This is a genomic window from Microbacterium yannicii PS01, from assembly GCF_000304335.1.
GTDB lineage: Bacteria > Actinomycetota > Actinomycetes > Actinomycetales > Microbacteriaceae > Microbacterium > Microbacterium yannicii_A.
In genome coordinates this window covers 1-19,502 of record NZ_CAJF01000014.1, presented here as the reverse complement: position 1 = coordinate 19,502, position 19,502 = coordinate 1, and the positions used below count along the sequence as shown (strand labels likewise).

19 protein-coding genes are annotated in these 19,502 nt (G+C 69.7%); 8 read left to right on the top strand and 11 right to left on the bottom strand.

Translation table 11 applies throughout. The features are described from left to right. Positions 1 to 4: 4 nt before the first annotated feature. From WYM_RS09665 to dut, 3 genes are read right to left on the bottom strand one after another with little or no spacing between them, the layout of a single operon-like run. Entirely contained in the window at positions 5 to 784 is a 780-nt protein-coding gene (locus WYM_RS09665; protein WP_019180633.1) for a DUF3159 domain-containing protein, read from the bottom strand. Further along, positions 781 to 1,380 (bottom strand): DUF3710 domain-containing protein, encoded by a 600-nt coding sequence (locus WYM_RS09660; protein WP_019180632.1) that lies wholly within the window; start codon positions 1,378 to 1,380, stop codon positions 781 to 783. The genes WYM_RS09665 and WYM_RS09660 overlap by 4 nt, the downstream gene beginning before the upstream one ends. Next, on the bottom strand, positions 1,377 to 1,829 hold the full coding sequence (gene dut / locus WYM_RS09655; RefSeq protein ID WP_192813737.1) for a dUTP diphosphatase: 453 nt from the start codon (positions 1,827 to 1,829) through the stop codon (positions 1,377 to 1,379). Before dut ends, WYM_RS09660 begins: the two co-directional genes overlap by 4 nt. A gap of 12 nt (positions 1,830 to 1,841) precedes the next feature. Between dut and WYM_RS09650 the strand changes: the two genes are divergently transcribed. Then, positions 1,842 to 2,366 carry a DUF3093 domain-containing protein gene (locus WYM_RS09650; protein WP_019180630.1) on the top strand — a complete coding sequence of 175 codons (525 nt, stop codon included), beginning with the start codon at positions 1,842 to 1,844 and terminating at the stop codon, positions 2,364 to 2,366. Here the strand turns inward: WYM_RS09650 and WYM_RS09645 are convergent. Continuing rightward, positions 2,341 to 2,634, bottom strand: coding sequence for a DUF4193 domain-containing protein (locus WYM_RS09645; RefSeq protein ID WP_019180629.1), 294 nt, complete (start codon positions 2,632 to 2,634; stop codon positions 2,341 to 2,343). The genes WYM_RS09650 and WYM_RS09645 overlap by 26 nt on opposite strands. Before the next feature lie 211 nt (positions 2,635 to 2,845). Between WYM_RS09645 and sepH the strand changes: the two genes are divergently transcribed. After that, complete coding sequence (gene sepH, locus WYM_RS09640) at positions 2,846 to 3,898, top strand: septation protein SepH (RefSeq protein WP_019180628.1); 1,053 nt, start codon at positions 2,846 to 2,848, stop codon at positions 3,896 to 3,898. Positions 3,899 to 3,902: 4 nt separating this feature from the next. Here the strand turns inward: sepH and WYM_RS09635 are convergent, their stop codons facing one another. Beyond that, a complete protein-coding gene (locus WYM_RS09635; RefSeq protein ID WP_026059704.1) occupies positions 3,903 to 5,018 on the bottom strand; it encodes an alkaline phosphatase family protein in 1,116 nt (371 codons plus the stop codon). A gap of 68 nt (positions 5,019 to 5,086) precedes the next feature. Here WYM_RS09635 and WYM_RS09630 point away from each other — a divergent pair, with 68 nt between their 5' ends. After that, a complete protein-coding gene (locus WYM_RS09630; RefSeq protein WP_019180626.1) occupies positions 5,087 to 7,546 on the top strand; it encodes a DNA gyrase/topoisomerase IV subunit A in 2,460 nt (819 codons plus the stop codon). A 62-nt stretch (positions 7,547 to 7,608) separates the two neighbouring features. On the opposite strand, the gene WYM_RS09625 is transcribed toward WYM_RS09630, so the two are convergent. After that, positions 7,609 to 9,678 (bottom strand): DNA gyrase subunit B, encoded by a 2,070-nt coding sequence (locus WYM_RS09625; protein WP_019180625.1) that lies wholly within the window; start codon positions 9,676 to 9,678, stop codon positions 7,609 to 7,611. 168 nt (positions 9,679 to 9,846) lie between these two features. Here WYM_RS09625 and WYM_RS09620 point away from each other — a divergent pair, with 168 nt between their 5' ends. Then, positions 9,847 to 10,071, top strand: a complete 225-nt coding sequence (locus WYM_RS09620; protein ID WP_019180624.1) for a DUF7455 domain-containing protein — start codon at positions 9,847 to 9,849, stop codon at positions 10,069 to 10,071. A 6-nt stretch (positions 10,072 to 10,077) separates the two neighbouring features. Here the strand turns inward: WYM_RS09620 and WYM_RS09615 are convergent, their stop codons facing one another. Both WYM_RS09615 and WYM_RS09610 read right to left on the bottom strand, forming a co-directional pair. Further along, positions 10,078 to 11,160, bottom strand: coding sequence for an alanine racemase (locus WYM_RS09615; RefSeq protein ID WP_019180623.1), 1,083 nt, complete (start codon positions 11,158 to 11,160; stop codon positions 10,078 to 10,080). Then, positions 11,157 to 11,840, bottom strand: coding sequence for an alanine racemase (locus tag WYM_RS09610; protein WP_019180622.1), 684 nt, complete (start codon positions 11,838 to 11,840; stop codon positions 11,157 to 11,159). The genes WYM_RS09615 and WYM_RS09610 overlap by 4 nt, the downstream gene beginning before the upstream one ends. A gap of 44 nt (positions 11,841 to 11,884) precedes the next feature. On the opposite strand from WYM_RS09610, the gene WYM_RS09605 reads away from it, so the two are divergent. After that, positions 11,885 to 12,907 (top strand): sugar-transfer associated ATP-grasp domain-containing protein, encoded by a 1,023-nt coding sequence (locus tag WYM_RS09605; RefSeq protein WP_019180621.1) that lies wholly within the window; start codon positions 11,885 to 11,887, stop codon positions 12,905 to 12,907. A gap of 44 nt (positions 12,908 to 12,951) precedes the next feature. Here the strand turns inward: WYM_RS09605 and WYM_RS09600 are convergent, their stop codons facing one another. The 3 genes from WYM_RS09600 to WYM_RS09590 form a co-directional block, all read right to left on the bottom strand. Further along, the gene (locus WYM_RS09600) at positions 12,952 to 13,647 is read right to left on the bottom strand and encodes a coenzyme F420-0:L-glutamate ligase (RefSeq protein WP_019180620.1); all 696 of its coding nucleotides are present in this window, start codon (positions 13,645 to 13,647) and stop codon (positions 12,952 to 12,954) included. Continuing rightward, complete coding sequence (locus tag WYM_RS09595; RefSeq protein ID WP_019180619.1) at positions 13,644 to 15,026, bottom strand: RNA polymerase sigma factor; 1,383 nt, start codon at positions 15,024 to 15,026, stop codon at positions 13,644 to 13,646. Before WYM_RS09595 ends, WYM_RS09600 begins: the two co-directional genes overlap by 4 nt. Before the next feature lie 227 nt (positions 15,027 to 15,253). After that, positions 15,254 to 16,174 (bottom strand): proteasome assembly chaperone family protein, encoded by a 921-nt coding sequence (locus tag WYM_RS09590; RefSeq protein ID WP_019180618.1) that lies wholly within the window; start codon positions 16,172 to 16,174, stop codon positions 15,254 to 15,256. An 85-nt stretch (positions 16,175 to 16,259) separates the two neighbouring features. Between WYM_RS09590 and WYM_RS09585 the strand changes: the two genes are divergently transcribed. The 3 genes from WYM_RS09585 to WYM_RS19830 form a co-directional block, all read left to right on the top strand. Next, positions 16,260 to 17,738, top strand: a complete 1,479-nt coding sequence (locus tag WYM_RS09585) for a leucyl aminopeptidase (protein WP_019180617.1) — start codon at positions 16,260 to 16,262, stop codon at positions 17,736 to 17,738. Further along, the gene (gene lpdA / locus WYM_RS09580; RefSeq protein WP_019180616.1) at positions 17,735 to 19,108 is read left to right on the top strand and encodes a dihydrolipoyl dehydrogenase; all 1,374 of its coding nucleotides are present in this window, start codon (positions 17,735 to 17,737) and stop codon (positions 19,106 to 19,108) included. The genes WYM_RS09585 and lpdA overlap by 4 nt, the downstream gene beginning before the upstream one ends. A gap of 64 nt (positions 19,109 to 19,172) precedes the next feature. After that, positions 19,173 to 19,502: biotin/lipoyl-containing protein (locus WYM_RS19830; RefSeq protein ID WP_019180615.1), on the top strand; the 330-nt coding region annotated here is incomplete at its 3' end.

The following is a 19,502-nucleotide window of genomic DNA, read 5'->3' as shown; positions in this document are numbered from 1 at the left end:
TGTATCACTTCGGGGCGGGTGGGTAGAGCGCTCGCACGGCGAGCCACGTCACAGCCACCAGCGGCGCGAACAGCGGCAGGCCCATCACGAGCTTGAGGGTTCCGAGCGCCGTCACGTTGTCGGCGAAGTAGAGCGGGAGCTGCACGAGCAGCCGTGCGGCGAACAGGCCCGCCCACGCGATCGCCAGCCAGAAGAAGACGCGCCGCTTGCGCTTGTCGCGTCGCCACGCCGTGCCCTCTCCCATGAGGAAGCCGACGGCGAGCCCGATGAGCGACCAGCCGACGAGGGCCGACACCAGGAATGCCGAGCCGTACAGCGCGTTGGTGACGAATCCGGGGATGAAGTTGTTGCTGGCCTCACCGGTGAACGCGGCGATCGCGGCGGCGGCACCTGCGGCGACGAGCCCGCCGACGGCGGCGGTGACCGGCTGCCGCGCCACCAGGCGCACGATCGTGAAGACCGCGGCGATGCCGACCGACAGGCCGAGCGACAGCCACAGATCTCCGTCACCCGTCGCAGGGTCGATCGTCAGGGTGTAGACGACGATGAAGACGAGGCCCGGAAGGACGGATTCGAGCACGCCCCGCCACCCGCCCATCGCGGTCCACACCACGGTGCCGGTGCTCTTCCCCTCGGAAGGGTCCAATCCGGCACGGCGCGCGGCGTCGCCGAGCGCCGCACCCAGGATGTCGGAGGCCGAGGCCTCGCCTTGCGCACCCTCCGTGCCCTCCGGGCCGCGATCGGCGCGGCGCGAAGGATCTTCGGGCGGATGCAGATCGCTCACGCGACGCCCGGGGTGGCCGGCATGCGCAGCGGAATGAGATCCCGTGGCGGCATCGGCGAGCCGCCGCGCACCACGACGATCGAGCGGAACAGATCCTCGATGTCGGCGGCGGCCGCCACATCGCTCGTGGCCGCTCCCCCGATCACACCGCGCAGGAACCAGCGCGGGCCGTCGACGCCGACGAATCGCGCCAGACGCTTGCCGGCGGTGCTGTCGGGGCCTGCGACGACCGGAACCTCGGCGAGCAGCTCCGGACCCAGCGGGCCCTCCCGCTCCTCGACGCGGCCGCCCTGCTGACGGATCTGCTGCCGGATCTGCTCGCGGGTCTCCTCCCACAGGCCGACCGAGCGCGGAGCCGCGAACGGCTGCACCTGGAGGGTGGAACCCGCGTAGTCCAGACCCACCGCCACGATCCGTTTCGTCTGCTCCTCGACCTCGAGGCGCAGGTTCAGGCCCTCGCGCGGAAGGATCTTGATGCCGCCGAGGTCGATATAGGGACGGACGGGGTTCGCTTCCGACTCGTCGAACGGGCCGGTGCTCGCGCGGTCTTCGGGGGCCGCCTTGCGCGGGGCGTCTGCGGATGTGGGATCGGTCATGCCAGGACTCCGTCCTTCTGGTAGCCGGTGGAGCCGAAGCCGCCTTCGCCGCGGGCGCTGTCGGGCAGCACCTCGGCGGGGAGGAAGACAGCGCGGGTCACCGGCATCACGATGAGCTGAGCGATGCGGTCGCCCACCGCGATGTCGTGGGCGCGCTCTTTGTCGGTGTTGAGCAGGATGACCTTGATCTCGCCGCGGTAGCCCGCATCGACCGTGCCGGGCGAGTTCACGACGGTGATGCCGTGCTTGGCCGCGAGCCCGCTGCGCGGGACGACGAATGCGGCGTAGCCCTCCGGCAGGGCGATGCGGACGCCGGTGCCCACCATGGCGCGATCGCCGGGACCGAGTCGCAGCGCCTCCGCGGCGACGAGGTCCGCCCCGGCATCGCCCGGGTGCGCGTACGCCGGAACATCGGGGGCGATAATGGGGACGTCCACCGTTTCAGTCACCCAACGAGGGTAATGCAGAAGACAGCGCGTCATGCCGGGTCCGGCGGCCATCCCGAGCCCCGCGGCCGCAGGGAGCGGCCCCGCTATCGAGAGCGGCTGGGTCCGTCGCTGTGGATCCTGTGCGCCGCGGCCGTCACGGCCCCCATGGCAGCCCTCGTGCTCTCGCCGTTCGACACCACGATAGCCCTGGTGGCCGGGGCCGCTGTGGGGATCGCGATCGTGGGACTGCTCGTGCTGACGTCGCCGATCCTCGAGGTCGATGGCGGGGAGCTGCGGGCGGGCCGTGCGCACATCGGCGTCGAATTCCTCGGCGCTCCCGAGGTCCATACGGGCGATGCCGCGCGTCACGCGCGAGGGGCGGGGCTGGATCCGCGGGGATGGCATCTGATCCGCGGCGGGATCGACGGGGTGGTCGTGCTTCCGGTGACCGACCCCGACGATCCGACAGCGGCGTGGACGATCTCGTCGCGGACGCCGGATCGTCTCGCCGCTGCAGTGCGACAGGCGCAGGCTACGCGGAGCACTCCGCGCAGATAGGCCCGTCGGCGGTGTCGTGATCGAGCTGCGAGCGGTGCTTCACGAGGAAGCAGTTCGAACAGGTGAACTCGTCCTCCTGCGGCGGCAGCACGACGACGTCGAGCTCGAGGTCCGACAGGTCGGCACCCGGCAGCTCGAAGCCCGACGGGTTGTCGGCGTCCTCCACGTCGACCGCGCCCGAGAGCTTGTCGGGAACGCGCTCCTTGAGCGCCTCGATCGACTCGCTGTCATCCTCGGTCTTGCGGGGGGCGTCGTAATCGGTGGCCATGCGTGAGGGTCCTACTTCCGGGTAAGGCGGGTTGCGCGTGCCCTTACGGGCGGCGATAGTTTGCACGACCGGATCCCCTTTTGCAAATGCATTCCGGTTGCGTCTCGCTCGTGCGTTGCCATGAAACTCGCGCCACGCGCTGGATATTCCCGGCGCACGCGATGCGCTGTGACACCATGGGCGCACAGGCAGGATCGGAGGGGCGTTTCGCATGGAACAGCTCAAGGTCATCGGCACCGAGGACGACAAGCTCATCCTGGCGACCGACTCTGGCGAGAGATTCTCGCTCGCCGTCAACGATGTGCTGCGCGCGGAACTGCGCAAAGCACGCCGGGAACGGGACGTCGACGCGAATGCGTCCCGGCCGAGTCCCCGCGAGATCCAATCGCACATCCGCGCCGGGCTCTCGGCTCGGGAGGTCGCCGAGCTTCTCGGCGCGCGCGTCGAAGACATCGTGCGGTTCGAGGGCCCCGTCCTGGCCGAGCGCGAGCACATCGTCGGCCAGGCGCTCGCGGTTCCCGTTCTCCTCGGTGGAGATCTGGAGGGCGATGGGCACGCGACGTTCGGGTCGGCGGTGCGCGGGAAGCTCGCGGAAGCGGGATCGACCGGTGAGCGCTGGACGAGCTGGAAAGAGCCCACGGGCTGGATCGTGAAGCTCGAGTTCACCGCGAACGACGTCGACCACGACGCCCGGTGGGGTTTCGATCCTCGCCGCAGCACACTGTCGCCGCTCAACACCGACGCCATTCAGCTGTCGCGTCAGGGTTCCCTTCCCGAGGGCCTGATTCCGCGGCTGCGCGCTCTGGACAGCGTTCCCGCGAAGGACGACTCGCGCTTCGACAGCGGTGCGTTCGGCCCGCGCCATCTCCCTGAGGCGGATCTCGAGTCGCCGGACCTTCCCTCCCCCACCGCGCCGGCGGTGCAGGAGGCCGCCATCAAGCGCGCCAACGAGCCGATCGTGACCTCGGCCGAGACGGCCGACCTGCTCGAAGCGCTGCGTCGTCGCCGAGGTCAGCGCGAGCCGCTTCCCGGCCTCGACGAGCCAGCGGCTTCTCCCGCACGCGGCGCCGCGCCGGTCGCCCTTTTCGATGCGCTCGAGCCGGGCTACGACGCGTCCACGACGGACGACGACGCCGACGAGCCCACGCCGGCCCCGGACTACCCCGCCGCGCCCTCAGCGGTCGCCGAGGCCGGTCGGCGAAAGGGACGTCCCTCGATGCCGTCGTGGGACGAGATCGTCTTCGGGGCCCGCTCCGACGACTGACGCGTCAGGCGAACGCGCCGAGGCGGATCAGCGGGACGATCCGCTCCTCGTCGGTGAGCGAGCCGTGCTGCCCGACCATCTTCTGGGGAGCCTTGTCGGTGAGCCGGTCGTCGTAGTACGCGATGCCGGCCCGCGGTGCGACGAGGACATCGCCGATCCGCTCGATCACCTCCGGCGCCACCGCGCCCAGCAGACCCGACACGACGAGCTCGTCGCGGGCGATCACCCAGGATCGTGACGACTCTGCGGCGCGCCAGCGCTCGAGGACGCCGGCGCCCTGCCCGGGCTCCGCATACAGGTGCAGCATCCGGGGCTCGCCGCCGATCAGCCTGACGCCCTCGAGCAGGGGGTCCCCCTCGCCGAGCAGGACGTGCCGGTGGCGGGGGACGTCGACCATGCCGTGGTCGGACGTCACCACGACGCCGGTTCCGGGCGCCAGCGCCGCGGCCAGAGTGCGGGCCGCGGCATCCACCGTCTCCAGCACCGCCACCCACTCGTCCGACTCCCACCCGCGCTTGTGCCCGATTCCGTCGAGATCCGGCGCGTACAGATACACGAGAGATCCCGGATGCCGCGCGGCGAGGTCGGCGGCCGCGCGGACGCGATCCCCCAGATCATCGATTCCGTGAAACTTCGCACCAGGCAGCGTGGCGGCGGTGAAGCCGGTGCCCTCGTACTCCTGCCGGGAGACGGCGAAGAAGGGCCGCCCGAGCGTCGTGGACAGCGGAGCGGCGCGCTGGAAGGACAGATCGAGTCCATCCGTGTCCCAGCCGCGCAGCTGATTGACGACCTCGTCCGTGCCGGGAACGCGCGCTCGGTAGCCGACGATCCCGTGCTGGCCAGGCAGCACGCCGGTCAGGAGACTCGTGAGCGCGGCCGCGGTCGTCGAGGGGAACACCGTGCGCGCGGCATCCTTCTTCGAACGCGCCTCCGAGAGGAAGCGGGCATGACCGGCGCGCGTCGTGAGGTTGTGCGCGCCGAGGCCGTCCAGCACCCACACGATCGCGCTCCGCGCGGGCGCGAACCACTCGGAGCGTCCGTCGAGCGCCGCCGACATCTCGGGCACGACACGGGTCAGGCTCCGGGCGCTCGGCGGGTCCGCAGGTAGGCTGAGGGACATCGGGGCCAGTCTCGCACACCGCCTGGAGGCCCCCGCCGCTCCGCCGTCACCCGAGGCCTCATTCGTCTATGCCCGCTTCCCGCACCGACTCCGTACCCGCCGACCACGGCCGCATCGAAGACATCGACGTCTCGTCCGAGATGCAGACGTCGTTCCTCGAGTACGCGTACTCCGTGATCTACTCTCGCGCGCTCCCCGACGCGCGAGACGGCCTCAAACCGGTGCAGCGGCGCATTCTCTTCCAGATGGCCGACATGGGCTTGCGGCCCGACCGCGGTCACGTCAAGAGCGCGCGCGTGGTCGGCGAGGTGATGGGAAAGCTGCATCCGCACGGCGACGCGCCCATCTACGACGCGCTGGTCCGGCTCGCGCAGCCGTTCTCGCTGCGCGTCGCACTGGTCGACGGGCACGGCAACTTCGGCTCGCTCGACGACGGTCCGGCCGCCGCGCGCTATACGGAGGCCCGGCTGGCTCCCTCCGCCCTCGCGCTTACGGAGAACCTCGACGAGGACGTCGTCGATTTCATCCCGAACTACGACGGGCAGTTCCAGCAGCCCGAGGTGCTGCCCGCCGCGTTCCCGAACCTGCTCGTCAACGGCACCACCGGTATCGCGGTCGGCATGGCGACGAACATGGCCCCGCACAATCTCATCGAGGTCGTCGGCGCTGCGACGCACCTGCTCGAGAATCCGGATGCGACCGTCGAAGAGCTCATGGAGTACGTCCCGGGCCCGGATCTTCCGGGCGGCGGGATCATCGTGGGGGTCGACGGCATCAAGGACGCCTATGCCACCGGTCGCGGCAGCTTCCGCACCCGTGCCAAGGTCGCGGTCGAACCGCTGGGTCCGCGTCGCACCGGTCTCGTGGTGACCGAGCTGCCGTATCTCGTGGGTCCCGAGCGGATCATCGAGAAGATCAAGGACGCCGTCAACGCGAAGAAGCTCCAGGGCATCGCCGACGTGACCGACCTCACCGACCGGCACAAGGGTCTGCGGCTCGTCATCGGCATCAAGACCGGGTTCGACCCGCAGGCCGTCCTCGAGCACCTCTACCGGCTGACTCCGCTCGAGGATTCGTTCAGCATCAACAACGTCGCCCTCGTCGAGGGGCAGCCGCAGACCCTGGGACTCAAGGAGCTTCTCCGGGTCTACCTCGACCATCGACTCAGGGTCGTCACGCGGCGCAGCCAGTTCCGGCTGGCGCGGCGGAAGGAGCGGCTGCACCTCGTCGAGGGCCTCCTGATCGCGATCCTCGACATCGACGAGGTCATCCAGGTCATCCGCACGTCCGACGACGGCGAGCAGGCCCGCACCCGCCTGATGGACGTGTTCGACCTGACCGACCTGCAGGCCGAGTACATCCTCGAGCTGCGGCTGAGGCGGCTCACGAAGTTCTCGCGGATCGAGCTCGAGGCGGAACGCGACAAGCTGAAGGCCGAGATCGCGGAGCTCGAGACCCTGCTCGCGAGCGACGTGCTGCTGAGGGCGCAGGTCGCACGGGAGCTGGACGCCGCAGCGGAGCAGTTCGGCACTCCCCGGCGCACGCTGCTGCTCAACGGCGGACCCGTCACGCCCCGCTCCCGCGCCGCCGCCGTGGCGGCCGACCTCCAGATCGCCGACGCGCCCTGCCGTGTGTTCCTCTCGGCCACCGGCCGCATGGTCCGCGCGGACCTCACCGCCGAGGGCGCCGCCGGCGGGATCGTGCCTCCCGCGCGCCGCTCGAAGCATGACGCGATCCGTTCCGCGGTCGACACGACCACGCGCGGCGACGTCGGAGCCGTCACGAGCGCCGGCCGACTCATCCGATTCTCACCCGTGGATCTGCCGTCCGTACCGGGCAACTCCGTCCAGCTGGCGGCGGGTACGCGCGCTGATCAGTACCTGGGGCTCTCCGGCGGCGAGCACATCGTCGCGATCGTCCCCCTCGTCGAGTCGCCGCCGATCGCGATCGGCACGCAGCAGGGCATCGTGAAGCGCGTCGCGGCGACGGAGCTCGGACCCAAGCACGACATCGAGATCATCTCCCTGCGCGACGGCGACCACGTCATCGGCGCCGCGCCCGCCTCCGACGGCGCGGAGCTCGTCTTCGTGGCCAGCGATGCACAGCTGCTGCGGTTCGACGCCTCCTCGGTGCGCCCGCAAGGGCGGTCGGCCGGCGGCATGGCCGGAATCCGGCTGACCGAGGGCGCGCAGGTGATCTCGTTCCACGTCGTCGGACCCTCGGACTTCGACGCGATCGTCGTCACCGTCGCCGGCTCGACGACGGCGCTGGCGGGCGCTGATCCCGGCAGCGGCAAGGTCTCGCTCTTCAGCGAGTTCCCCGCGAAGGGCCGCGCGACCGGCGGAGTCCGGGCTCACCGGTTCTTGAAGGGCGAGGACGCGCTCACGCTGGCGTGGGTGGGCACCGACCCCCGCGCGGTGGGTTCCGACGGCGCCACGCGTGCGCTGCCGGCGTCCGGTGCGAAGCGCGACGCGTCCGGGGTGCCGCTCGACGGCGTCATCGGCGCCGTGGGCACCGGCGTCCGCTAGGCATCGGCGTCCGTCAGACCTCGCCTCCGGCGTGCGTCGGCGCCGGGCTGGCCCCGGCTTCGTCAGGCGTCGATGCGTTCGCGCGCGAGGCGGTCGCTGGAGTCCACGATGAACTCCTTGCGGGGCGCGACGTCGTTGCCCATGAGCAGTTCGAAGACGGATGCCGCGGCCTCGGCATCCGTCATCCGCACGCGCCGCAAGGTGCGGCCGGCGCGGTCCATGGTCGTCGTCGCGAGCTGATCGGCGTCCATCTCGCCGAGCCCCTTGTAGCGCTGCACGGGCTCCTGCCAGCGCTTGCCGGCCTTCGTGAGCTTGGTCAGCAGCGCATGCAGCTCCTGCTCCGAGTAGGTGTAGATGGTCTCGTTCGGCTTCGTACCGGGGTTCATCACCACCACCCGGTGCAACGGCGGGACGGCGGCGAAGACGCGTCCCTCCTCGATGAGAGGGCGCATGTAGCGGAAGAAGAGGGTCAGCAGCAGGGTGCGAATGTGCGCGCCGTCGACATCCGCGTCGCTCATCAGGATCACCTTGCCGTAGCGTGCGGTCTCGAGATCGAACGACCGCCCCGAGCCGGCGCCGATCACCTGGATGATCGCGGCGCACTCGGCGTTCGAGAGCATGTCGCTCACCGACGCCTTCTGGACGTTCAGGATCTTGCCTCGGATCGGCAGGAGCGCCTGGTACTCGCTGTTGCGCGCCAGCTTGGCGGTGCCGAGAGCGGAGTCGCCCTCGACGATGAACAGCTCCGACTCGCCGACCTCGGTGGATCTGCAGTCCGCGAGCTTCGCCGGCAGGGAGGAGGACTCGAGCGCGTTCTTGCGTCGCTGAGTCTCTTTGTGGGTACGGGCCGAGATGCGCGCCTTCATCTCGGCGACGACCTTGTCGAGGAGGAGTGCGGTCTGCGCCTTGTCGTCGCGCTTGGAGGACGTGAATCGCGCCGTCAGCTCGCGGGTGACGACGTTCGCGACGATCTGGCGGACCGCCGGAGTGCCGAGGACCTCCTTCGTCTGTCCTTCGAACTGCGGCTCGGGAAGGCGCACCGTCAGCACGGCGGTGAGGCCCGCGAGGATATCGTCCTTCTCGAGCTTGTCGTTGCCGACCTTGAGCCGCCGGGCGTTCTGCTCGACCTGCGTGCGGAGCACCTTCATCAGCGCCAGCTCGAAGCCCGCCTGATGGGTGCCGCCCTTCGGGGTCGAGATGATGTTGACGAAGGACCGCGTCGCCGTCTCGTACCCGGTTCCCCATCGCACGGCGACGTCGACGTGACACTCGCGCTCGACCTCGGTGGCCACCATGGCACCGGTCGGCTGCAGCACCGGGATGGTCTCGGTGAAGGTTCCCGAGCCGGTGAGCCGCCAGGTGTCGGTGATCGGGCTGTCGGGTGCGAGGAATTCGGCGAACTCCGAGATGCCGCCGTCGAAGCGGTAGCTGGTCTCGACGGGCTCTTCGCCGCGCTCGTCGCTGATGACGATCTCGAGACCGGGGACGAGGAACGCGGTCTGCCGTGCGCGCTGCTCGAGCTCCTGCACGTTGAAGGCCGCGTCCTTCGTGAAGATCTGGCGGTCGGCCCAGTAGCGGATCCGCGTCCCGGTGACGCCTTTCGCCGCGCGGCCGGCGGCGCGCAGTTCACTGCGCTCTTCGAACGGCGTGAAGGTGGAGTCGGGCTTGCCGTTGGAGAAGATGCCGGGCTCGCCGCGGTGGAACGACATCGCCCAGGTCTTCCCGCCGCGGTCCACCTCGACGTCGAGCCGCTCGGACAGCGCGTTGACCACCGAGGCTCCGACGCCGTGGAGACCGCCGGACGCGGCGTACGAGCCTCCGCCGAACTTGCCGCCGGCGTGGAGTTTGGTGAAGACCACCTCGACTCCGGAGAGCCCCGTGCGCGGCTCGATGTCGACAGGAATGCCGCGTGCACGGTCGCGCACCTCGACGCTGCCGTCGGCGTGGAGCACGACGTCGATGCGGGAGCCATGGCCGGCGAGCGCTTCATCGACGGAGTTGTCGATGATCTCCCAGAGGCAGTGCATCAGCCCGCGGGAGTCGGTCGACCCGATGTACATTCCGGGGCGCTTGCGAACCGCCTCGAGGCCCTCGAGCACCTGAAGATGATGGGCAGAGTACTCGGCGGTCACAATCTCCCATCGTAATCGCGGCGGCCGACGCGACCGCGGCGACACGCATCTCGGGATGCGGGCGTACGCGCTCAGCGAAATGTGGCGCCTTCCCGGCATTCTCGAATGATCCCCGTGGTTGTATTTCATGACCGCACCGGAGTTCTACGCATACGAGGAGGCACCGATATGACCACACTTTCGACAGCAACCGAGCAGGGCGCCGTTCTCGAACACCGTCTCACGGCGGTCGACCGATGCGACTCCTGCGGCGCGCAGGCCTACATCGCCGCCGAGGTCAACGGCAGCGAGCTGCTCTTCTGCGCCCACCACGGGCGCAAGTACGAAGAGAAGCTCCGCGCCGTCGCCACCTCATGGCACGACGAGACGGCTCGCCTCGCCGAGTCGGTCTGACGCCTTTCACTCCCCCGAGTACACGCGTGGGACGAGCGGTGACACGCGTACCGCGATCTCTTCGCCGATCGTGCCGATGAGCTCGGCGAGGTCGGTGGCAGAGCCTTCGCCCGCTGATCCGGGGCCGTAGATCGTCACCTGGTCTCCGACCGCGGCTCCGTCCCACGCGTCGATCACCGAACGCCCGCCGATCTCGCGCAGTCTGCGCGGACCGGCGGGCGTTCCCACGCTCGCCCGATCCGCCAGCGACGACGGGACGCCGTCCAATGACCCGAGCTCGATGGTGACGCCACGGGCGTCCACCGCCACCACGTCGGCCTCGAGTCGTGACACCGGGCCGACACCCAGCTCGGCGGCAGAGGGTCCGCCTGCGGGGCGGATGCCGTAGCAGAAGGCCCCCACGCGGACCATGTCGTAACGGAACTCGGGCCGCGCGAACGCGGCGGCGCTGGCTGCGAGATGTCGTACCTGCGGCTTGAGGCCCACGGACTCCGCCTCCTGCAGGGCGCGCTCGTACTGGTGCCTCGCAGCGTCGTCCTCTTCGTCGGACGCCTCGGCGATGTGACTCCACACTCCGGCGACGTCGATCACGCCCGCCGCTTCGAGCTCCGCGGCACGCGCGACGAACGCCGGCCAATCCTCCGGACGCACGCCGTTGCGGTGCAGACCGGTGTCGATCTTCAGATGGACGCGGGCGACGGCCCCGGCCTCTCGTGCGGCGGCGGCGAGCTCCTCGAGCAGCTCCGGGTCGCCGACGCCGACGTCCAGTCGCGCCGCGACGGCGTCGGCGAGCTCATCGGCGGTCGCCGCGATCCAGACGAAGACCCGTGACTCCTCCGGCGCCGAGGCGTGAAGTCTTCGACCCGGCGCCTTGCTGAGCGCGGCGCGCACTGCGAGACCGGTGGCGACATCGAACGCCCCGAACCAGGTGACTCCGCCGGCGGACGCGGTACCCACGACCGGCGCGAGCCCATGGCCGTAGGCGTCGTCCTTCACGACCAGCATGAGGGTGGCCGGAGCGACAGTGGCTCGGACGTGGGCGATGTTCGTGGCGAGGACGCCGAGATCCACGTGCAGACGTGCGCTCATGCGGCATCCACCCGGCGAGCCCGCAACCCGACAGCCGTGATCAGTTCGGCCGCGGTCAGGCCGGTCGCGCCGATCCAGTCATCGAGCGACGGCTCGTCCCGCGACGCGTCGCCGAGGAAGACGACCTCGTCGCCACGCCGGGCTGCGGCATCCGCGATCTCGACCACGCAGACGTCCATGGCCACGCGTCCGACGATGCGGTGTCGCCTCCCCGCGATGCCGACCTCGACGGCGCCGCCGAGGGCTCGCACGATGCCCTGCGCGTACCCGCCTGTCACGAGCGCGACCCGCGTGTCGGCGGGGGCGCGATAGGCGTATCCATACGAGACGCCCTCACCGGCGCGAAGCGCCTTCACCGCGAGGACAGTGCCCGCGAGCCGGAGCACGGTCGCGCCGGTCGCGCTCGGGGGCAGTCCATAGAGCTCCGGGCCGTCGATCACGGCGGCCGACTCGTCCGGCGCGGGTCCCAGACCCTCGGCCCCGAGCACGTCCTTCACGAGGTGCTCGCCGTGTCCCCACGCATCCGCCGCCAGCACGGACGGGTCGTAATGACGGATGCCGCGTGCCACCGCGATTCGCACGTTGGAGGTGAGAGCGGACCGGGACACGGACGCGACGGGGCCGCTGCGGCCCCCCGATCCCGGTACGGCGGCGTCGTGCCCCGGGATCGTCGAACTCACGGACCTAGACTATCGGGGTCCCTCGTTCCCGACCCGGAGTACCTATGCCTTCTCAGGGCCTCGGCCTCGCGCCCCGCCTTCGCTATCTCGCCGGACGAGCCCGCCGCATCGACGTCGGCTCGGTCCTCGAACGCGCGAAGGAGAGCGCACGCGACCACGGCAAGTGGACGCCGGCCGTGCTGGCCGACATGCTGTGGTCGGCCGGTTTCCGCCAGGTGGGATTCCAGGACTACGTCGACTACGACTTCGCCATCCTCAGCCGCGCCGAGCGGGCGACGTTCATGACCCACCCGGTCTCGAATCAGCTGTCCCAGAGGTACGACCACCCCGACTACCGCCACATCTTCCAGGACAAGGTGGAATTCGATCGCGTCTTCAGCGACTTCCTGCGGCGCGAGTGGATGGTCGTCGAGCCTGGGAACGCCGACGCTGTGCGGCGCTTCGCCGAGAAGCACGGCACCATCGTCACCAAAGAGCCCGTCGGGCAGGCGGGGACCGGTGTGCACCGTTACCGCGCGGCCGAGATCGAGGACTGGGACGAGTTCCACCGCGGACTTCTGGCCCGCGGGGAGGTGCTGATCGAAGAGGTCATCCGGCAGCACGACCACCTCGCCGCGGTCTGCCCCGGAACCGTGAACACCACGCGGGTGACCGCCTTCTTCGACGGCGAGAAGACGCACATCCTCGCGATGGCGCAGAAGTTCGGCCGCGGCGCCGTGAGCGACCAGATGACGTTCGGCGGCTTCTACACGATGCTCGATGAGAACGGGAAGGCGGTCGGTCCCGGCTACGACTCGCACGGTCACGTGCACCGAACGCACCCCGACAGTGGTTTCCCGATCGAGGACTTCCGGCTGCCGATGGTCGATGAGGTGGCAGCCTTCGTCGATGAGGTCGCTCGCGTCGTGCCTCAGGTGCAGTACGTCGGCTGGGACATCGTCGTGACGCCGGAGGGCCCGGTGCTGGTCGAGGGCAACTGGGGCGCCGGGGTGTATGAGAACAAGCCGAGCGTCACCGGCATCCGCACGGGCCACAAGCCCCGCTATCGGGCGGCCATCGGGTTCTGACGACGAAGGGCAGGTCCCGCAGGACCTGCCCTTCGTCAGAGGCTTCAGACCGCGCGGACGATCCCCAGCGGGGTGGACTCGTGGCCCTGACCGAGCGGGTTGTCCTTGAGGATCGCGACCAGGCGCTTCTCCCCCGCCTTGTCGAGCGTCGATCCGAGAATGTTGCCGCCGAGGTCGTTGATGTCGACGACAGCCACCTCGGGTACCCCGCCCAGCAGCGACTTCACGTGCGCGGCAACTTCGCGCGGCCGATCGGGCCCGAGCACGACGGCCTTGTTGTACGGCGGGATGGTGCCGCTCGTCGGTCCGTCGATGGCGCGCGCCTTGTCGCCGGCGATCCGGTAGAAGTCGCCCTTTCGACCGAACGCCTTGGTGACGGCAGAGACCGCGGCGGCGAAGAGGATGCGAAGCGTGCCGCATTCGCGCAACGCCATCTCCATGGTCTCGGGCATGCCGAGTCCGATGCCGTACGGCGTGCGTGTGACGTACTTCGACAGGAAGAGCGCGAGCTTGCGGGGCTTGATGTCCTCCACGAGGTACGAACGGCCCTGCGTGATGGCCACGATCTTCTCGGTGACGAACAGCAGGTCGCCCGCGCGCACCAGGTCGGCGGCGTACTCGCGGATGAAGGCGTCGAGGTCGTCGCCCGGCAGGACCACCCGCGTGCGGATGGGAATGCGGGCGAACGACGAGCCTTCGATCTGAACGGTGAGCGCCTTGCCGGCGTTCGCCTCACTCACTCGAGGTAGTCCCGCAGCGACTGCGATCGCGACGGGTGCCGCAGCTTCGCCATCGTCTTGGACTCGATCTGCCGGATCCGTTCGCGAGTGACGCCGAACGTGTCGCCGATCTGGTCCAGCGTCTTGGGCTGACCGTCGCCCAGGCCGAAGCGCATGCGGATGACGCCCGCCTCGCGCTCGGAGAGCGAGTCCAGGAGCGATTCCAGCTGCCGCTGCAGCATGGTGAAGCCCACCGCGTCGGCCGGAACCACGGCCTCGGTGTCTTCGATGAGGTCGCCGAACTCGCTGTCGCCGTCCTCGCCCAGCGGGGTGTGCAGCGAGATCGGCTCGCGGCCGTACTTCTGGACCTCGATGACCTTCTCGGGAGTCATGTCGAGTTCGCGGCTGAGCTCTTCCGGCGTGGGCTCGCGTCCGAGGTCCTGCAGCATCTGACGCTGCACGCGCGCCAGCTTGTTGATGACCTCGACCATGTGCACCGGGATGCGGATCGTGCGGGCCTGGTCGGCCATGGCGCGGGTGATGGCCTGGCGGATCCACCACGTGGCGTACGTGGAGAACTTGAAGCCCTTGGTGTAGTCGAACTTCTCGACGGCGCGGATCAGACCGAGGTTGCCCTCCTGGATGAGGTCCAGGAACTGCATGCCACGACCGGTGTAGCGCTTGGCGAGTGAGACGACGAGGCGGAGGTTCGCGCCGAGCAGGTGGCTCTTCGCACGCTGTCCGTCGCGCGCCACCCACTGCAGGTCCAGTCCGATCTGGGACGACTTCTCGGCAGGAGACATGTGCGAGAGCTTCTCTTCGGCGAACAGGCCCGCCTCGATGCGCATCGCGAGCTCGACCTCTTCGGCCGCGTTCAGCAGCGGCACCTTGCCGATCTGCTTCAGGTAGTCCTTGACCGGGTCGGCGGTCGCGCCGGTGATCTGGGTCGAATAGACGGGGACGTCGTCCTCGTCGCTCGACGAGATGACGATGGCGCCGGTGGGGAGCGGCTCGGTGAACGCCGGCTTGGTGCTCTCCTCGTCCTCCTCATCGTCCTCGCCCGCAGCCGCGGCCTCGCCGGTCGCCTTGGCGGCGCCCTTCGCGGCCGGCTGTGCGCCGGCCTCTCCTTCGGCGGCGGCGTCTTCGAGGTCGTCGCCGGCCTCGGCGTCGGTGTCGAGTTCGACGTCGTCGTCGAGCTCCTCGACGTCGTCCTCGAACTCATCGCCCGACTTCGCTCCGCGCTTGGTCGCGGTCTTCGGGGCTGCCTTGCCCTTCGGAGCGGCCTTCGCCTTGGGAGCAGCCTTCTTCGCCGGCGCCTTCGCGGGCGCGGCAGCGGTGGTCTCGTCCGTCTCGGTGTCCTTCGCGGCCGAGCGAGCCTTGGTGTTCGTGCCTGGAGTCACGTTTCGCCTTTCACCGACAGACATGCGCGGCAGTCCCCCGGTCGATTTCGGACACTAGTAAGACCCTTGTCAAGTCCACGTTTCGATGAGAAGCCTCACCGAAACGGTTGACAACGGGTCAGGGCATCCAGTATCTCATACTTGCCGCGCGCCACCAGCATTACCCCATTCGAGGGGCGCGCGTCGATCCGATGAGTACAACGCCGCGATGGCGCATCGCATTCCGATCAGGCCCCGCGTTTGTCGTCCTCACCCGGACGCGTCGCGAGGAATCGCTCGAGCTCGGCGGCCAGCTCATCTGCGCTGGGGAGATCTCCGGTGTGGATCATGGGGGTCGCGAGGGTGGAGCCCGCCATATAGGCGTCGTACCGCTCCTCGAGTCCCTGCACCATGCGGGCGAGCTCGTCACTGCTTTCGATCTGCTCGCCCACCTTGGCGAGGTACTCGCGGTTCTCGTCGCGAAGATCGTCGCCCGCGAAGACGAGTCCGGTGGCTACCGTGAGGCTGTCCAGTGCGGCCAGCGCCGCAGCGGGGTACTCCGTGTCCCCCAGGTAGTGCGGGATGAGGAGCACGAACCCCGCGATCCGCACTCCGGCCTGCGTGAGCCGGTACTCGAGCAGATGGCCGGCGGTGGCGGGCACCTGCGTGTGCGGCTGCCACACCGAGTGCGCTTCCGTCAGCTCGGTCCGGGTCCCGCTGACCGTCGTGCCGATGGGGCGCGTGTGCGGCACGGGCATGGGGATGGCGTGCACCCATGTGACGGTCGACACGCCGTACTGCTCGGCGAGTTCGACCACCGAGGCCGCGAACGCATCCCACCCGAAATCGGGCTCGTATCCCGCGAGCAGCAGGAACGGCTGACCGAGCGCGTCGTGGGCGAAGGACAGCTCGAGGCGCTGCGGCCGGTAGTCGGTGAGATGGTCCTTCTCGAACGACACGATCGGGCGCCGGGCGCGGTAGTCCAGGAGCGAATCGTTGGAGTAGACCACGAGGGGGGTGGGCGCCAGCTCGTCACGGAAGTAGTCGATCACGCGGCTGACGGCACTGCCCGCATCCGTGAAGCCGGTGAGCGCGATGACCAGGGGTAGCCCACGCGGGATCGGCGGCGCAGACGCCGAACGCTCGAAAAGCGGACCGGGAAAGGGCATGTCTCCATGCTACGAGGCGGACGATGGCGAGGGGTCGCACCGGTGGCGCTCAGAGCGAACACCTCGCGTCCCTAGGATGGACCTCATGTCGTTTCCCGACCTCGAGTACCGCACCACACCGATCCGAGAGTCCGATGCCGATGCGCTCGTGCTCGCTCTTCCGCCGCTCGAGGGCGATCGATCCCCCGATCTGACCGACTGGCCCGGCGTAGCCGACGCTCTGGCCGCGGTGGGATTCACGGGAAGCGCCGGAAGCCTCACCCGGGTGTACGCGCCCGAGAGCACGACCCTTCCGCTGGCAGTCGTCGGTACCGGGACGGCTCCGGATGCCGCGGCCCTGCGTGACGCGGTGGGCGCTGCTGTTCGCATCCTCACGGGATTCCCGACCGTCGCCGTCGCCGCGCCCTTCGCAGACCCGGAGCTGTGGACCGCCGCCGCCGAAGGTGCAGCGCTCGGCGGATACCGCTTCGACGGCTACAAGACCGAGAGCCCGAAGGCGAGGGCCTCGCGCGTGATCGTGCACGGCACGGCGGCTGTCGACGACGACGCCCTGCGCATCGTCACCGAGACGGCGGCGGCCGTCGCGCTCGTGAAGGACCTCGTCTCGACGCCGGCCGAGTGGCTCGGTCCCGCCGACTTCGCTGCCCGGGCCGCCGAATCGGTCGAGAATCTCGCGGTCACCGTCGAGGTGCTCGACGAGGTGGCTCTCCGTGCCCAGGGCTACGGCGGCATCCTCGGCGTCGGACAGGGATCGGATCGCCCGCCGCGCCTGGTGCGCCTCGAGTATGCGCCCGCCGAGGCGACGAGACATGTCGCCCTGGTCGGGAAGGGCATCACGTTCGACACCGGGGGTCTCTCGCTCAAGCCCGCCGCGTCGATGGTGGGGATGAAGTACGACATGTGCGGCGCGGCCACGGCTCTCGCCGTCCTCCGCGCTGTGGCGGCCGTCGGTGCGCCCGTCCGGGTCACGGCATTCCTGTGCATCGCCGACAACATGCCGTCCGGGCGAGCCACCCGGCCCGGCGACGTGCTGCGCATGCTCGACGGGACCACGGTCGAGGTGCTCAACACGGATGCCGAGGGGCGGCTCGTGCTGGCCGACGGGCTGGTCGCGGCAAGTCGCATGAAGCCCGATGTGATCGTCGACGTGGCGACCCTCACCGGTGCCATCACGATCGCTCTCGGAACACGGCACGCGGGGGTCATGGGTGACGACGACGCTGTCGCCCGGTACCTCGCCGCCGCGGGCGAGGCAGGCGAGCTGGCCTGGCAGCTTCCGTTGCCCGCGCACATGGTCGAGGAGCTCGACTCGCCGATCGCCGACCTGCAGAACGCCAAGATCGGCGACCCCGCCGGTGGCTCGCTGTTCGCGGCGCTGTTCCTGCGTCACTTCGTCGGACGGGCGGGCGACGAAGCGGATGCCCCTCGCATCCCGTGGGTGCACCTCGATATCGCCGGCGTCGGCATGCACAAGGGCGCTCCGTACGGCTTCACCGACAAGGGGCCGACGGCGGCCTCGGTCCGCAGCCTCATCCGCTTCGTCCTGACAGAGGAGTCACGATGACCGAGCACACCTTCGACCTCGTCGTCCTCGGCGGCGGCAGCGGCGGATATGCCGCAGCGCTGCGTGCCGCGGAACTGGGCAAGTCCGTCGCCCTCGTGGAGAAGGACAAGGTCGGCGGGACGTGCCTGCACCGCGGCTGCATCCCCACCAAGGCGCTGCTGCACGCGGCCGAGGTGGCCGACACGGCGCGGGATGCCTCGGCCATCGGCATCCGCACCACCTTCGAGGGCGTCGATCCGGCCGGGGTGAGGGCGTACCGCGAGGGCATCGTGGCGAAGAAGTTCAAGGGCCTGGAAGGCCTCGTCAAGGCCCGAGGGATCACGGTGGTGCCGGGTGAAGGACGCCTTGAGGCCGGTCCCGCGGTCCGCGTGGGAGATGACCTCTACCGCGGTTCCGACGTCATCCTGGCGACCGGCTCGTACAGCCGCTCGCTCCCGGGTCTGGACGTCGGGGGGCGCATTCTCACGAGCGAGCACGCGCTGGAGCTCGACGAGATCCCCGCCCGGGTGGTCGTCCTCGGAGGCGGCGTCATCGGCGTGGAGTTCGCGAGCGTCTGGCGTTCGTTCGGCGTCGAGGTGACCATCGTCGAGGCCCTGGACCACCTCGTCCCCAACGAGGACGTGGCACTCAGCAAGGGCCTCGAGCGCGCATTCCGCCGCCGCGGCATCCAGTACTCGCTCGGCGTGCGCTTCCAGAGCGCCACGCAGACTGCGGATGCCGTGACCGTCACCCTCGAGGACGGCAAGACGTTCGAGGCGGACTATCTGCTCGTCGCTGTCGGCCGCGGTCCGGCGACCGCCGGCCTCGGGTACGAGGAGGCCGGTGTGACGATCGACCGCGGGTTCGTCGTCACCGATGAGCGGCTGCGCACGGGGGTCGAGCACGTCTGGGCCGTGGGCGACATCGTGCCCGGCCTCCAGCTGGCGCACCGTGGATTCCAGCAGGGGATCTTCGTCGCCGAGGAGATCGCCGGCCTGGCTCCGGTCGTGATCCCGGACGTCCACATCCCCAAGGTCACCTACAGTCACCCCGAGGTCGCCTCGGTCGGGCTGACCGAGACGCAGGCCGCCGAAGCGCATGGCGTCGACGGCATCGTCGCCTACGAGTACAACCTCGCGGGCAACGGCAAGAGCGAGATCCTCGGCACCAGCGGCATCGTCAAGGTGGTGCGTGCGAAGGACGGCCCCGTGCTCGGCGTCCACATGATCGGCGATCGGGTCGGAGAGCTCATCACCGAGGGCCAGCTGGCCGTCGGCTGGGAAGCCCACCCCGAGGACATCGCACCGTACGTGCACGCCCACCCGACACAGAGCGAAGCCCTCGGCGAGGCCTTCCTCGCACTGGCGGGCAAGCCGCTGCACACGCTGTGACGTCCGCCTCGGCGTCCGCCATCACTAAGCTAGATCCGATATCCATTCCGAAGGAGACATCGTCATGAGCACTTCCGTGGTCCTCCCCGCTCTCGGTGAGAGCGTCACAGAGGGAACGGTCACCCGCTGGCTCAAGAAGGTCGGCGACACGATCGAGGCGGACGAGGGCCTGCTCGAGATCTCCACGGACAAGGTCGACACGGAGATCCCGTCGCCCGTCAGCGGTGTGATCGAAGAGATCCTCGTCCAGGAGGACGAGACCGTCGAGGTCGGCGCCGTGCTGGCGAAGATCGGCGACGGCTCGGCCGCTCCGGCCGATTCCGACACCCCGGCGGCTGAAGCGCCCGCACCCGCGGTGGCCCCTCCGCCCGCGGTCGAGGCGCCCGCCGCTGCG